Origin of the sequence: Natrinema gelatinilyticum (assembly GCF_024266705.1) — an archaeon.
Classification (GTDB): Archaea; Halobacteriota; Halobacteria; order Halobacteriales; family Natrialbaceae; genus Natrinema; species Natrinema gelatinilyticum.
The window spans coordinates 3430167-3444455 of sequence record NZ_CP100756.1 but is presented as its reverse complement, the minus strand read 5'-3'; the positions used below and the strand labels follow the sequence as shown (position 1 = coordinate 3444455).

16 protein-coding genes are annotated in these 14289 nt (G+C 61.8%); 7 read left to right on the top strand and 9 right to left on the bottom strand.

The genetic code is table 11. The features are described 5' to 3' along the window. Window positions 1-409: 409 nt before the first annotated feature. Entirely contained in the window at window positions 410-1405 is a 996-nt protein-coding gene (locus NJU76_RS16945) for a hypothetical protein (RefSeq protein ID WP_254530526.1), read from the bottom strand. A 141-nt stretch (window positions 1406-1546) separates the two neighbouring features. Between NJU76_RS16945 and NJU76_RS16940 the strand changes: the two genes are divergently transcribed. After that, entirely contained in the window at window positions 1547-2224 is a 678-nt protein-coding gene (locus NJU76_RS16940) for an MBL fold metallo-hydrolase (RefSeq protein ID WP_254530525.1), read from the top strand. A 117-nt stretch (window positions 2225-2341) separates the two neighbouring features. Further along, on the top strand, window positions 2342-2779 hold the full coding sequence (locus tag NJU76_RS16935) for a hypothetical protein (protein WP_254530524.1): 438 nt from the start codon (window positions 2342-2344) through the stop codon (window positions 2777-2779). Window positions 2780-2799: 20 nt separating this feature from the next. Here the strand turns inward: NJU76_RS16935 and NJU76_RS16930 are convergent, their stop codons facing one another. The 3 genes from NJU76_RS16930 to NJU76_RS16920 form a co-directional block, all read right to left on the bottom strand. Next, window positions 2800-3810 carry an AI-2E family transporter gene (locus NJU76_RS16930; RefSeq protein ID WP_254530523.1) on the bottom strand — a complete coding sequence of 337 codons (1011 nt, stop codon included), beginning with the start codon at window positions 3808-3810 and terminating at the stop codon, window positions 2800-2802. A 110-nt stretch (window positions 3811-3920) separates the two neighbouring features. Further along, a complete protein-coding gene (locus tag NJU76_RS16925) occupies window positions 3921-4187 on the bottom strand; it encodes an elongation factor 1-beta (RefSeq protein ID WP_254523829.1) in 267 nt (88 codons plus the stop codon). 7 nt (window positions 4188-4194) lie between these two features. After that, window positions 4195-4374, bottom strand: coding sequence for an HVO_2753 family zinc finger protein (locus NJU76_RS16920; RefSeq protein WP_254530522.1), 180 nt, complete (start codon window positions 4372-4374; stop codon window positions 4195-4197). 421 nt (window positions 4375-4795) lie between these two features. On the opposite strand from NJU76_RS16920, the gene nreA reads away from it, so the two are divergent. Next, window positions 4796-6097, top strand: coding sequence for a DNA repair protein NreA (gene nreA / locus NJU76_RS16915; RefSeq protein WP_254530521.1), 1302 nt, complete (start codon window positions 4796-4798; stop codon window positions 6095-6097). A gap of 24 nt (window positions 6098-6121) precedes the next feature. On the opposite strand, the gene NJU76_RS16910 is transcribed toward nreA, so the two are convergent. The 3 genes from NJU76_RS16910 to NJU76_RS16900 all read right to left on the bottom strand — a co-directional run bounded on the left by NJU76_RS16910 (window position 6122) and on the right by NJU76_RS16900 (window position 8342). Continuing rightward, entirely contained in the window at window positions 6122-7198 is a 1077-nt protein-coding gene (locus NJU76_RS16910) for an AI-2E family transporter (protein ID WP_254530520.1), read from the bottom strand. Window positions 7199-7354: 156 nt separating this feature from the next. Further along, the gene (locus NJU76_RS16905) at window positions 7355-8050 is read right to left on the bottom strand and encodes a CPBP family glutamic-type intramembrane protease (protein WP_425604286.1); all 696 of its coding nucleotides are present in this window, start codon (window positions 8048-8050) and stop codon (window positions 7355-7357) included. A 4-nt stretch (window positions 8051-8054) separates the two neighbouring features. Continuing rightward, on the bottom strand, window positions 8055-8342 hold the full coding sequence (locus NJU76_RS16900; protein WP_254530519.1) for a DUF5789 family protein: 288 nt from the start codon (window positions 8340-8342) through the stop codon (window positions 8055-8057). A gap of 163 nt (window positions 8343-8505) precedes the next feature. Here NJU76_RS16900 and NJU76_RS16895 point away from each other — a divergent pair, with 163 nt between their 5' ends. After that, the gene (locus NJU76_RS16895; RefSeq protein ID WP_254530518.1) at window positions 8506-9495 is read left to right on the top strand and encodes a cell division protein CdpA domain-containing protein; all 990 of its coding nucleotides are present in this window, start codon (window positions 8506-8508) and stop codon (window positions 9493-9495) included. Window positions 9496-9673: 178 nt separating this feature from the next. After that, the gene (locus NJU76_RS16890; RefSeq protein WP_254530517.1) at window positions 9674-9943 is read left to right on the top strand and encodes a HalOD1 output domain-containing protein; all 270 of its coding nucleotides are present in this window, start codon (window positions 9674-9676) and stop codon (window positions 9941-9943) included. 51 nt (window positions 9944-9994) lie between these two features. On the opposite strand, the gene NJU76_RS16885 is transcribed toward NJU76_RS16890, so the two are convergent. Further along, entirely contained in the window at window positions 9995-10480 is a 486-nt protein-coding gene (locus NJU76_RS16885) for a metal-dependent hydrolase (RefSeq protein ID WP_254530516.1), read from the bottom strand. A gap of 137 nt (window positions 10481-10617) precedes the next feature. Further along, window positions 10618-11130, bottom strand: coding sequence for a CinA family protein (locus NJU76_RS16880; RefSeq protein ID WP_254530515.1), 513 nt, complete (start codon window positions 11128-11130; stop codon window positions 10618-10620). Between the two features lie 130 nt (window positions 11131-11260). On the opposite strand from NJU76_RS16880, the gene NJU76_RS16875 reads away from it, so the two are divergent. Then, the gene (locus NJU76_RS16875; protein ID WP_254530514.1) at window positions 11261-12361 is read left to right on the top strand and encodes a pyridoxal phosphate-dependent aminotransferase; all 1101 of its coding nucleotides are present in this window, start codon (window positions 11261-11263) and stop codon (window positions 12359-12361) included. A gap of 731 nt (window positions 12362-13092) precedes the next feature. Then, a complete protein-coding gene (locus tag NJU76_RS16870) occupies window positions 13093-14283 on the top strand; it encodes an ArsA family ATPase (protein ID WP_254530513.1) in 1191 nt (396 codons plus the stop codon). Window positions 14284-14289 lie beyond the last annotated feature (6 nt).

The window sequence follows — 14289 nt, the reverse complement described above, 5'->3', positions numbered from 1 at the left end:
GAAAACGTCACCGGCTGATCCTATCGGAGACGAGACGCTAACTGCGTTCAGCGTCGAAATGAGATCATATCAGAACGGCCACGTTACACTGTCCGACCGAAGGGATGTCCGTTCAGGTCGATGCGGTGGAGAACGTCGTGATGTAACTTCTTCGTGCGGCGATTCACGCCCGTCGAGCAAACCGACGGGTTCGATGCCTATCCAGAACACCAAACGTTGTGAGGACGCCGTACACGGCGGGATTTTCTCGCTTAAAGGAGATAAGGTGACGGTATCTCTGTGTATCCGCCACGGTCCTCGATGAACGACGACACCCATAACCGCGGCGACGATGTCGAATATCGAACCGAATTCCGTCGAACCCCTTGCGAGAATCGGGTCCGGTAATGAACCCGCCACGACCTGGACCTCACTTGTGCCCCTCGCTCGAGATGTGGTAGTCGAGTATTCGCTCGAATCCGTCGAGATATCCGCCGACATCGACAGTGTCGATCTCGAGTTCGAACTGCATCGCCTTCTCGTACTCGACTCGCCAGCACCGGAGGAAATGGTCTACCACATCGGACTCGTCGATCGTCTCGATAACGGGACGAACGACCTCGTCGGTCCGGCTCTCCCGGATCATCTGTATCGTCTGGTGGGAGATAATGTCGGTTTCCAACGCGTGGACGACGACGCCGGAACTACAGTCGCCCTCGGCGAGTTCCCGCTTCCATGTCGAAACCCAGTTACCAATGCGGGCCATTCGCTGCGTCCGGTCACACACCTGCCGGAGCAGCGATAGTTCGCTTGAGTCAAACGACGGGGCATTCGCGAGGTCGATATCGGCGTACACGAAGATCAGCATGTTGTAGGCGTCGTACCGCCAGAGTTCTCGCTCCGAGACGAGACCAGAGTAGTCGTTCGCGAGGTACGAGTACTCGATCGCCTGAAACACCTGCTTGAGATCGAACAGTAGCAGGTTCTCGAATTCCTCAGATCGGGGTCCGCTGTCGTAGCGCACGGAGAACTGTTCCCAGACGTCCGACAAAAATTGAATAACGTCACCGTCGACGTCGTCACGATCCGGGTTCGAATGCCGGTGGTCGAACGGGACCGCCGTTAGCTCGTCGAACGTCGCACGATCGGCGTGTTGTTCCGCGACGTCGTCGGCAACGACGGCGAATATCGTCGCAACCAATTTCGCGTCGCGGACGGTTCGAGCGCGACTGTCGTCGACACACGAAAACCTGAACGTCGGAAAGAGGTGATAGAGCCACTGCCAGAGGAACCGATCCCTGTCGGCAGCAATCTCGTCGTACGATTCGATCAACGGCAGAACCGTATCGGGAAGGTCCTGTTTTCGAACCGTAGCAAGGGGGTTAGCTTCAGAATTGTAAGTGGAAACTTCAAACTTATTTCTCATCACACTGAACCTGTTGTTCAATGGTAATAAACTTATATAATTATTCATGATTGGGGCGAGGGCAGGCCGTCTGATGGCGGTTCGCGTCCCCGGTACCGAGAGACGGATAGATCTATCGTTGTGGCACCGAATGGCCACTGCATGCAACGGAGCGCTGGTGTCCACGCGTTGCCGATCACGGTCGACTACGGCGGTCGAGAGATTACGGTCACGCCGACGGTCGCGGAGACCGCACGCGGGCTGGTACTCATCGATGTCGGCCCTCGCGGTGCCGTCGATACACTCGGGATTACCCTCCGAACGCTGGGGTTCGAACTCGAGGACGTTTGGCTGGTGGTTCTCACGCACCACGACGGAGACCACGCCGCAGGCCTCGCCGAGTTGCTCGAGCGAATCGACGCGGTCGTCGCGTGCCACCGCGACGAAGTTCCGTACCTATCTGGCGAGCACGACCCGATAAAGAGTGATGGGGACCGCTACACGCCTGTCGAAGTCGACCTCGAACTGATGGCCGGCGCTCGGATCTCGACGCTTGCAGGCCCGATGGAGGTCGTCGCGACGCCCGGACATTCACCGGGGCATATTTCGCTTTACTTTCCGGACGGAAATCTATTGATCGCCGGCGATGCGCTCGTCGCAGACGGTGACGTACCGCTCGCAGGGCCAAAACCCCATTTCACGCCGGAGATGGATCGCGCGACCGAGTCGGTCGCCGCGCTCGGAGCACTCGATGTCGATCACACGCTGTGCTTTCACGGGGGCTACGTCGACCGCGGGACCGAGCACATCCAGGACATTCACGACCGGCTACGCGAGTGAACGCGGTACCCAGCGTGGAATCAGCGTGGAACCGGCAACCCGACGATGGTTCGGCTCCGCGCTCGGCCGGGTATCGAAGCGGAATTCTCATCGGTCTCCGTCCCTAATCGGCGGTCAATGCGTCTCGAACTCCGCGTCTGTCAGCACTGTCTCGATGGCGATCACGGCAACGAGAAACGAACGGCCCTTCTCAACGATATGGTCAACTGCGCCGAACAGATCAAGAAGCACAAGGAGGTCATCGATCTCGACGAAGTGCACATTCGACGGGTCAGAGACGACGAACCGGGGAAACCTGCGGCGTTACCGGTCGTTTCAGCGACGATTCAGAACAATCAGATCGTCCTGAACGACACGCAACTCGTCGCGGAGGGACAGGACGGGAACATGCTCCTGTACGCGAACCCCGACGACGTGTTAACCGTGCTCGCGGGTAACTTAGACGAGATCAGCAAGGCCATCACCGAGGACGTGACCGTCGACCTCTCGCCTATGGGGGCAGAGATCGTTTCCCAGGCAGACCTCGGCGCGAATCGAGAGCGAAATCAGAGCTAACCGGCGGTCGTCGTTTTCGGTCATCTCGCGGGCCGCTGAATCACGTCGTAGTGATCACCGAGTACTTCGATGGCCGTCAACGCGAACCCGATAAGCAGCGGGCCGACGAACAGACCGACCGGTCCGAGAAGGTAGGTTCCACCCAGAATGCCGACGAAGATCACCGCGGAGTGCAACTCCGAGCCGCGATCGATCAGCATCGCTCGCAGATAGTCGTCCGTCACGGCGACCGAAGTAAGTCCCCAGACGACCACGAACGCCGCCGACAGTAGCTGCTCGTTGATAGAGAGGTAGACCACTGCTGCGCCGAGGATCGGTGCCACGCCGACGATGGGAACGAGCGCCAGGATCATCATCGCAACCGTCAGAAGCGGTGCCTCCGGTACGCCGGTAACGAAGAGGGCGATGCCGGCGACGGCCCCCTGAATAAACGCGACGAGGACGTGACCCTTGAGGATCGCCCACGTCATGTCGTTGGTCGAAGTCAGCAGTTCGTCGTTCACGCGCGGCGGAAGTGGCGTTATCTGCGTGACCCACTCGACAGCCTGATCGCCGTCCTTGAGAAGGTAGTAGAAGACGAACACGAGCAGTAGGAATTCCAGAAACGCGTGTAAGCTTTCACTCAGGAAAGACGAGACGCTGCCACCCGCGTACGCAGTGACGCGACTGATCCCCCGCTCTGTGAGCAACTGAATCGGGACGTCCATCCCGAGTCGCTGCTCGAGAAACCGATCTGTCTGTCCGAGTACCCCCGACCGCGACACGTTCTCCAGCAGCGTGAGGCCCTGCTCCAACACCACGGTCGCGCCGAGCAACAGCGTACCGAGGGTGACGGCGACGACCAGCAGTGAGAGTGTACCAGCGGAGACGCGCGTTCCGACGCGGTCCTCGAGCCGTCGGTGGACGGGTGTAAAAACGAACGCGAGCAGCCCCGTCACCAGCAGCCACGACAAAAACGGCTTCGCGAGTAACCAGAGTATCACGACCGACGCGGTCACCAGTACCCAGGCGAACACTGTTCGGGCGTCCATTGGCCGTTTCCAGTGCTCCTGCGACGAAAGGCGTTCGGGATGGTAATGCCGGAGTCGAGACCACCGACTCGTGAGGGGCGTGAATCGGCTGAAAACGATACCGGCCGTCGTTAAATCCGGCCGACGTTTTCGACGCCGACGCTTTCGACGCCATCGACGTCGGTGAAGTTCTCCTCGACTGTCTCCGTGCCGCCCGCACCGTCCGGAACGATCACGGTCGGGTAGAGGGCGACGAGGCCGAATGCAACCTCCTCGCGCTCGACGCCGTTAATTTTCGCCCCCTCCGGAAGAGCGCTCTCGAGGCGCTCCTGAAGCGCGTCGAGGTCGATTTCGGGGCTGTCCGGCATTACCTTGATTTTGGCAGCGACTTTTCCCATGGTGAACTTATGGACCGGTGAACCCGCAGTTAGGGCACTCATAGAGGTTACTCTGCTTGCGGCACTTGGCACAGCGATAGACCTGCTGGCCGCATTCCGGACACTTGAATGCGGCGGCGTTCGTGCCCGCGATATTGAGTCCACAAGAGACGCAGGAGCGCGTCTCTCGATCCTCGGTCGTACTCATACGCACCACTTCCCGCCCGCCGTTTTTAACGGTTGTCTTTCTCGAACCGTTCCAGGACGGTCGTTCGTTACTCGTCGTCGCGCCACCGTCGTCGAACAGCCGTCGCACCGATCTGTTCGGGCGGAAGAACGTGGCCGGCGACCGAGATGGCGATACTTCGACCACCGTTTTCCGACTCTGAAAACGCGCTGTCGGGTACTTATCGATCCGGCGTGAATTGGCGGGTGAGGTTCGGTAGGCCGACGCCACCGAACCTCTGCCTCTGACATTTCAGCCGGTCGGTCCCGTCGTCGAACGAACTCGCCCAGCCGACGGGCTGTTTTCGTCCCACCTGGATAGCTCCCGCCTGGAACGCAACCGAGACGAGAGCTCTCCGACAGGAACTCAACATTCAAAGCCGTGCCGACCGAACTCCGAACCAATGCGCCTCGACGACTACATCGAGGACCTCGAGCCCGACGAGGAGGCAAAGCGCCGCCGACTCGCCAAGGAGAAGTCCTATGCGATCACTGATCATCTCGCGGAGTTCGAGCGCCGGTTCGACGATGCGCTGAGCGACGACACTCTCGTTGGTTCGACCTCGCCGTCGATCTTCGTCGGGCGGTCGAATTACCCGGACATCACGATCGGATTGCTCTCTCCGGTCGGCGACGAAGACGCCGCAGAGGAGTACGTCACCGACGGGGACTGGTACCAGCAAGGGTACGCGATCGATGACGTCCTCCAGCGGCGGACGGGGCTCCTCAACTCGAGCAAGCGCGCGAACGTCGATTCGCCAAGCATCGCGAGTCGACTGGCGCCGTCCGTCCACGACACCTGGGACGGCTTCGTCGGCGTTCAGCGCGAGGTCGCCATCGCCGATCGGCCCGTGGACCTCGAAATCGGACTGGACGACACGCCGGACCTCGGTCTGGATACCGGAACGGACGTCGCGACCCCGCGCGGTCCCCGCGCTAGCGCTCGCAACGCGGAACTGCGCGAGAACCCGTCCGTCCCCCGTCCGATCAAGAAAACCTTAGAGGACGACGACTGGCAGGCCCAGGGGGCGATGACGTACCTCTACCGCCGCGGCTTCGACGTCTACGACATTAACTCGATTCTTTCTGCGGGCGCGCTCGGCGAGACGAAACAGCGCCGACTCGTCCCGACGCGGTGGTCGATCACCGCGGTCGACGACACGATCGGGACCTACCTGCGCGGTCGCATACGGAACGCATCGAGTATCGACGAGGTGCAGGTCTGGGCGAACGAGTACCTCGGGAACCGCTACTGGATCGTCCTCGCGCCCGGCACCTGGGAGTTCGAACTCGTCGAGATGAAAGCGCCGGGCAGTATCTGGAACCCGGATCCCGAGGACAACGTCTGGATGGCAAGCGCGTCGGAGGGATACGAGGGACGCTCGAGCTACGTCGAGGAGACGGCGGGCGCCTACTATGCTGCTCGACTGGGGGTCCTCGAGTACCTCGAGTCGATCGGCCGCCAGGCGAAGTGTCTCGTCTTACGGGAAGTGAGCGACGACTACTGGGCTCCGGTCGGCGTCTGGCAGGTTCGTGAGAGCGTCCGCAACGCCTTCGACGGCGAGTACGGCGAGGCGGAGTCGTTCCACGAGGCGGTATCGGAAGTCGCGACCCGGTTGCCGGTGTCACACACACGATTGCAGCGAAAATCCGAACTCGCAGCGGGGTTGCAGTCGAACCTGAACGCCTTCTCCAAATCGGGGTGAGCGGTGGCGCCGTGGCGGAACCACCTACCTACTCTGTTCAGCGAGCTGCCGATCCCGTTCGATGTCAGCGAGTCCGGGTCGCGAGGAGTGGCGACCGAGTCGGCTCACGATCGTCACGACCGCTTTAAAGCTCGCGAGGACGACGGGACCGACGAACAGCCCGACGATCCCGAACAGGTTGAGACCGCCGATACCCCCGAGCAGGGCGACCGCGGGGTGCAGATCGGTGCCGCGATCGACGAGGAACGCCCGCAGGTAGTAATCGGTGACGGGGAGGACGACCAGCCCGTAACCCAGCACGACGGCGCCGCGTACGAGTCCACTGGAAGCCGCGTGAGCGATCGTTACAGGACCCCAGACCAGCCAGATCCCGATCGTCGGGAGAACCGAGACGAGGACGAGAACGACCCCGAGCGTCGTTGCGTACGAAACACCGAGGATCGCCAGTCCCAGGCCGCCGAGTACCCCCTGTACGAGCGCAACCAGAACGTGACTGCGGAGGACAGCGCGGGTGACATCGGCCACTTCGGCGAACAGTTCGTCGAACACTCGAGGATCGAGGGGCGAGACGTCACGGAACCAGTTAACGACCGCCGGACCGTCCCTGAGGAGATAGTATAGCGCAAAGAGGAAGACGATCGAGCCGACGACCAGGTCGACGCCCAGGGTAACGAGATCGATGGTCCGTGAAAGCGTCACCTCGGCGACGCTCGAAAACGCTCCGTCGAGTTCCGACTGAACGGCGGCTTCGAGTGCGACGACCGTCTCGTCGTTCAGCCCGAGCGTGGATTGGGCCACCTTGCGACTGTACGTCGCGGTTCGCGTTCCGTCGACCGCCTCGAGAGTCGAAACTGTCGTGCGGAGAACGACGACCGAAACGAGGACGAGCGGAACGATGCCGGCGACGACGGTAACCCCTGTGAGCGTGATCGCAGCGACTCGGGTACCGACTCGCGGGACCAGTCGTTCGTTGGCAGGACGGAGAAGTGCTGCGAGCAGACAAGCCGACACGACATACTTCACCAGTGGCAGGACTACCAGTGTGGCGAGTGCGCCGAGCGTACACACCAGGAGAGCGGAAATCGCCATGCGGGTGTCCATAGTTGCACCTCGCGAGTCGAACCAATAAATGTTGATGGTCGTGACTGTACCCCGAAATGACATCACATTCCGGCGTACGAACCGTCGGTATCGCGACGGAAACGAACGGCCAATCGGCGGGATGTCCAGCCCACTCGTTCTCGTAACGAGCGCGCATTAGAGCGGAACGGGAAGCCACTCGAGGTACTGGACGACGATCGACGGATCGAACAGCGGCTCGTGTAGAACGAGCCAGTCGAGCAGGACGAGTCCGCCGCCGTGGGCGAGTACGGATGGGAGGATGGAATTCGATTTGTAGTCGACGGCGCCGAACAACACATCTGTCGGACCCGACAGCAGGAACTCGATCGGCGGCTTCGAGGAGTGGTGGAGCATGTAGACGACTGGGCTGATGAACACGGCGACGAATCCAAGTTCCCTGACGCCGACACAGAGCAATCCTCGGTAGTAGGTCTCTGCCGCGAGCGCGAGAACCATGAGTCTGAGGGCGTGGGGAACGAACGTTGCAGGCGCGGCCGACGTCTCCCAGATCGGATAGAACGCGCGAATCGTCGGGAACGTCGAACCGACGACGTAGAACGGGATGACGAACAATGCGAGAAGGATCGTGTTTCGAACCGCGAGCCGGTCGATGCGCCAGCCGATTCGATTGCCGTGCGAGAGTCCGAGCGCGAGCGGCCCTCCAATGAGCAGGACGCTGTCGACGACAACCCGTGGACCCAGTCTGTTCGGAACGAATCGCATCCACAACAGTGCGACGACGGCACCGATCACCAGCGACTTCTGCACCCAGGTGAGCCCCGGTCCGCGCTGGAACCAGCGACCGCTACGGTGATCCGGTTCGGACGCCACGATACTATTCGTCCGCGGTCGGCACAGGGCCAGTTCCGATCACGTCCTGGACGTGACGTTCGAACTCCTGATATCGTTCGAAGTACGTCTCGTCGACGTCCTCGAGAACGGCCGAAACTTCGCGTGGGCCGTCCGGCGTCCGGATGACAGTGTCGCCCTCGAGTCGATCGACCTCGCTCTTCTCTTTGGGCCAGGTCAGTCGGGAACTGACCCGGGCGAGGGGCGCGCCATCGACGGGCCTGCGTTCGCCGAGTGAAACCGCCGGCTCCGAGTCCGCTTCCTCGTCGCTCATAAACAGTCGTTTGGGTGGCCGCCGATTCAAGCTTTCGTTTCGGGCGGTGAACCGGTCCGCCCCGCGTTCCGGTCCGCCCTGCGTTTCGGCCGTCACAGTAATCATCTAACAGACTACATGTGTCTGACGTATCGTTTTGTGTGAGGGCACCGAACAGGCCTGCATGACAAGCCTGACGGAGGTCTACGATGGAACCGCGCCTGGGGTGACGAGTCGCCGGCTGTACACGGGAACGGCGCTCGTCCTGCTCGGCGGGTTACTGGCCGTCGTGGCCGTCCTCGTGGCGACGACTGACCCCGTCGGTGGCTTCGTAGCCGAACTCTCTGGAGGAATGGCCGCCCAGTTCGCGACGGTCCGTGCTGCGGGCGTTCTGGCTGGACTCAGCGTTCCGACCGTCCTCGTCGGCGTCTTCGTCGTGTTACCGGCCAGCCGTCGTATCCAGGCGACGGCCGCGATCAGCGCGAGCCTCTGTATGCTGGGAGTCACGCTCTTCTGGCACGCCTACCCCCATCAGTGGCGATACGGCAGCGACCAACTGACGCTCGAGGTCTCTGCGATCTACTTGCTCGGGCTCTTGACCGCGATCTGGTGTCTGTTCGCCGCCGTCGCAACGTTCAAACGACGCAACGACCCCGGCGGACACCTCGAAATGAACGTCACCCGCCACAACAAAACCGTCGTCGAAGTCGACGAATCGAATAGTTCGGGCAGGCTCGGAGGAGTTGACTTTCGCAGTGGAACGCCGGACGGGGACATCGAAACGCAGACGAACGCGAGCGCTGAAACGGCCACGAAAAACGGTGACGCGGCCGATCTGCAGGAGGGAGGATCGAGCACGCGTCGATTCCTGCGCTCGACGGGAATCGGCGGGGGTGGCGCGACGACCGAGCGATCCGTCGGTGCCGCGACCAGCGACGGCGGATCGACGACTGCGGACATCTCCTCGCCGCTCGAGGCAGACGACGACACCGGCACAGGGGTCGTGGACTCGCCAAACGCACGGTCGGATGTACCCACCGACCGTTATTGTGGGAACTGCAGACACTTCGAGTACGTTCGCTCGACGGACGGAATGATTCCCTACTGTGCCCGCCACGAGACGGCGATGGACGACATGGACGCCTGCGAAGACTGGACGCCGAATCGCCAGTAGTTCTCGAGATTGCTTCTCGACCGGGAGTGGGGCCTGCGACGAGTGACGTCCCTCCTGTTCGCACCCATCTCGCACAGGGTCGGTCACGAAATAGGCCTGCGAAACTGACAGTTGTTACCGGGATAATTACACCATACCAAAGTGAGTCCTCGATGGGTTATCTTATAGGGGCCAACACATGGGGGACGAACTGTTCTGTGGTCGATACGTCTGGTCGAGTACGACGCCGACGGTTGCGATTGCCAACGCCATCGCAGGTATCGAAAACGTCGATCCGACCGACCTCCCGATGACACTTGACTCTGCACTGTACGATCACGTCAATCCCGAGGCGCTCGATACGCTCGTCACGACCACCAACGACCCGAAACTGTCCTTCGTCGTCGACGAGTATCGGGTAGAGATCAACGGCAACCAGTTGTCTATCGTTCCAGAGAACGACTGGTAACCCGAGACAGTGCGACTGGTCTCGCACTCGATTGGTGTCTAAAACGGGCGACTAGATTCCCAGTAGTTGTCGCCCGACCGAGAACCCCCACTGTGGCACCCGAAACACGACTGCGCCGGCGAGTACGAGTTCGCCCGCGGTGACGGACACCATCATGAGATCGGCCCGCTTGCTACTGACCGTGACGCCGATCGGCAGTCCGAACTCCTTCGACCAGACTGGATAGAACAGCGCGATGCCGCGCTTGCTCCCTGCGACGTCGAGGACGTAATGGGTCAACACACCGATCCAGACGTACGCGAGGTTGTCGAATACATATGGAAACACGACGAATCCGACGAGGATCGGCAAGTTGTGCAGCGTCTTTCGATGCCTGCCGAAGGCTGTGTCGACGTCCGGAAAGAGGGCTCCGAGCGTGATCGGAACGCCGATCATAACGATCGTTTCGAACGTCTCCAGATTCCCCGTGGGTTCGAGCAGATACCCCACCCCGATACTCAAAAGAACGGCGTTCAACACGTGGCCCTTCTTATTCATGTAGTCGCCTCTGGGGGCAACCCACGAATAGTTTACTCTCAAGAGTATCATCCAGACGTGTTTTTCTCGAGCGGTGACTACTGAATCCGACCCCTCGAGAGAGACCACTGACAGGTTCGATCAGCAGCGCACCGAGTTCAGTGCGTCTCGAGTTCCGCGAGGAGGTCTTCGAGCGACTGTTCGACGGTTTTCGCGCGCACTTCCGCGCGATCACCGTCGAAGACGTACCGTGACACGGTCGAGTACGACGCGTCGGTTCCCCACGGGGCCGCGTACGACACCCCGATGTAGACGGTCCCGACGGGAATTTCGTCGCTCCCGCCAGTCGGACCAGCGACTCCCGTCGTGGAGACACCCCAGGTTACGTCCGCGACGTCCCGAATTCCCTGCGCCATTTCTCGAGCCACGGGTTCCGAGACGGCACCGTGTTCGTCGAGTGATTCGCGGCTGACTCCGAGGTGTCGTCGCTTGGCGTCGTAGGCGTAGGTCGTTAGCCCGGCGTCGAAGTAGTCGCTCGCGCCCGGCACCGCGGTGATTGCAGCACCGATCAGGCCGCCGGTACAGGATTCCGCGACTGCCAGCGTCTCCTCGGCATCGCGCAAGACGTCACCGATTTTCATCGCCAGGTCGCGATCCATGTCGTCGTTCATGCTCGAGTCAACGGGCCGCTCGGATGTCAACCCAAGGACTGACGTTCGTGACGACGGAGACGCGACTCGTCACCGTCCGGGCGAAAACCAAAAGAACGACTGAGAGCGCCGACGCAGTACTCGATACGACATGAACTACGAAACGCCGCTGTTCTTCCGGGTGATGGAGTACGCGAACGCGGCGGACCGAGACGTCATCGACATGGTCAGCGGAAACCCCGACTGGGAACCGCCAGCGGCGCTTCGCGAGGGACTCCGGGAATACGCCGACCTCGAGCCAGACCGATTTCAGTATCCACCCAGCGAAGGCGTACTCGAACTCCGCGAGGAGATCGCGGCGCGCCGCGGCGTAGACCACGATCAGGTCGTCATCACGAACGGAGGGGGAGAAGCGAATTACCTCGCGATGGCGCGAGCGCTCGAGCGCGACAACGGGAGCGAGATCCTGTTGACGGATCCCGTCTACCCGTACTATCCGGGAAAGACGACGATGCTCGGCGGAACGCAGACCTTCGTCGAGACGTCGGCCGACGGACGTCTCGACCCGAATGTCGTTCGCGACGCTGCCAGCGACGACACAGTGGCGATCGTGGTGAACACGCCGAACAATCCCACCGGTGCGGTCTATCCCGAAGCGACGATGCAGGAACTGGTCACGGTCGCCGAAGCACACGATGCGATCCTGATCAGCGACGAAGTGTACGATCATTACGATCTCTCGGGGCAGTTTACGAGCGCGCTGTCGATCGATTCCACTCATCGGATCGTCACCAACGCGTTCTCGAAATCGATGGCAGCCACGGGGCTTCGAGTCGGATATTCGATCTTCCCGCCGGATCTCGTCGAGGCGGCCAAAAGCCGACACATGCTCGTCAACGTGGCGACCACCAGGCCCGGTCAGTACGCTGTTCTGAACGCCCTCCGCGAGACACCGACCGAATACTACGAGCGCAATCGGCACCGACTCCGCGAACGCGTTGTCACGTTTACCGACGCGCTCGACGCAGCGGGGGCGGAGTATACCAGACCGAACGGATCGTTCTACGTGATGGCTCGCTTCGACGGCTACCCGGGGTCGCTCGAGAACTTGATGCGACTGATAGACGACGTCGGCGTCGCAGGGATGCCCGGTGAGGCATTCGGCGATTCGAGAACAGCGTGGTTTCGGTTCGCGCTCGTCTCGCCGCGGGTCAAGGAGGCCGCAGCACGTCTGGCAGACTACTTCGACTGATCCGTCGTCCCCGGACACGCGCTCGCTTCTTTCCCTATCATTCCGACCGCGTAACTCACTGCCCGTCCGACCCACGCCCCGCCGATTCTCCGGCCGCAGGCGACGTCCCGACACGAGTAATCCGCCGGCCACAACACGGATACGCGACGGGTTCTCACGTAGCGAGAGATGCTGCTTGAGGCCGTCGTCGTCGCGTTCGTTCTCACGCAAGCGACTCTTTCGCCGTTAACTATGTCCTAACTCCTGCTGTCGCTGTTCGTTTGACGACCCGCCACTGAAACGACGCGGCGACTCGAGGAGCGCCGCTCGAGGGTGTGACACGCCGGACGGGATACACACTCGGTATCGTCGGCCGGGACATGCAGGAGCGCTGTCCAGTCGCGGTCGATTCGTGGATTTTATGGAAACGGCGCCGGATTCGAACTGTGTACCGGCAGCTGTCGGCGGCCCGGAATCGACTCCAGTACGCCGTCCGTCCAATCCAGCCACCCGGGTACTGTATGCGACGCTGTGGGCGATCCGGATCACTCTGGTTGCACTCGACACTGCTCGTGGCGTCGCACCGGAGGGCTCGTACCGCGAAATCACGATTCCTGATCCGAGCGCCACAATGCGATTCCCGACAGCCGCCCGAACGTCCGTCCCCGCTCCAGACTCGAGCGAGGACCGGGTCTGACATCCGTCGAATCGAGACCGACGAATACTCCTGTCTGGGCGGGAAACTGGAGCACATGAGTGGGATCGACGTCGAGTCAGTCGACGGGGAAGACGAGGCGGCGACCGATACGAACGGCGGTGTAGAACGGATCGAGGTAACGCCGACCGACTCGGTCGACGACGAGGTGGCCGGGGAACGGGAGTCCATCGACGTTCAGCCGTCCGACGAACCGATCGACGGACCAGACTATATACTCTACGGAGGGAAAGGCGGCGTCGGGAAGACGACGATGGCCGCAGCGACCGCGCTGGACAGCGCCTGCGGTGGCACCCGGACGCTCGTCGTCTCGACCGATCCTGCCCACTCCCTGTCGGATACGTTCGAGACGGACGTCCCTGCGCGACCCGATCGAATTCGCGACGACGTCCCGCTCTTCGCGGCCGAAATCGACCCCGATGCTGCACTGGAGGAGGGACAGACCGCGTTTCTCGGCGGTCCCACCGCCGAGACCGGCGGCGGATCACTCGGCGGCGATGCCGCAGACAGTCCCCTCGGCGGAGTGGGCGAACTGTTTGGCGACGAATCGCCGATGGAGGCGCTCCTCGGGGGTGCGATGCCCGGTGCAGACGAGGCCGCCGCGATGCAACTCTTGCTCGAGTACATGGACGACGAACGATTCGAGCGCGTGATCATCGACACGGCTCCCACCGGTCATACCCTTCGACTGCTGCAACTGCCCGAGATCATGGACACGATGATGGGCCGGCTCGTGCAATTTCGCCAGCGCATCAGCGGGATGGTTGACGGAGTCAAAGGGATGTTCGGCGGGGCAGAGGTCCCAGAGACCAGCGGAAACGTCGCGGACTTGCAGGAACTGCGCGAGCGCATCGAGCGCCTGCGTGCCGCGCTGCGTGACCCGGCGCGAACGGATTTCCGGATCGTCATGGTCCCCGAAGAGATGAGCGTCATCGAATCGAAGCGGCTCCGCCAGCAACTCGGCGAGTTCGAGATTCCGGTCGGAACCGTCGTCGTCAACCGAGTGATGGAACCCCTGTCGAACGTGACGGCGGACGTCGAGGGTGAATTCCTGCAGCCGAACCTCGACGACTGCGAGTTCTGCCAGCGGCGGTGGGACGTCCAGCAGTCGGCATTGGCCGAAGCGCAGGACCTCTTTCGGGGTACCGACGTGCGCCGCGTCCCCCTGTTCGCCGACGAAGTCCGCGGCGAGGGAATGCTCGAGGTCGTTGCGGCCTGCCTGCGGTAGCCGCGA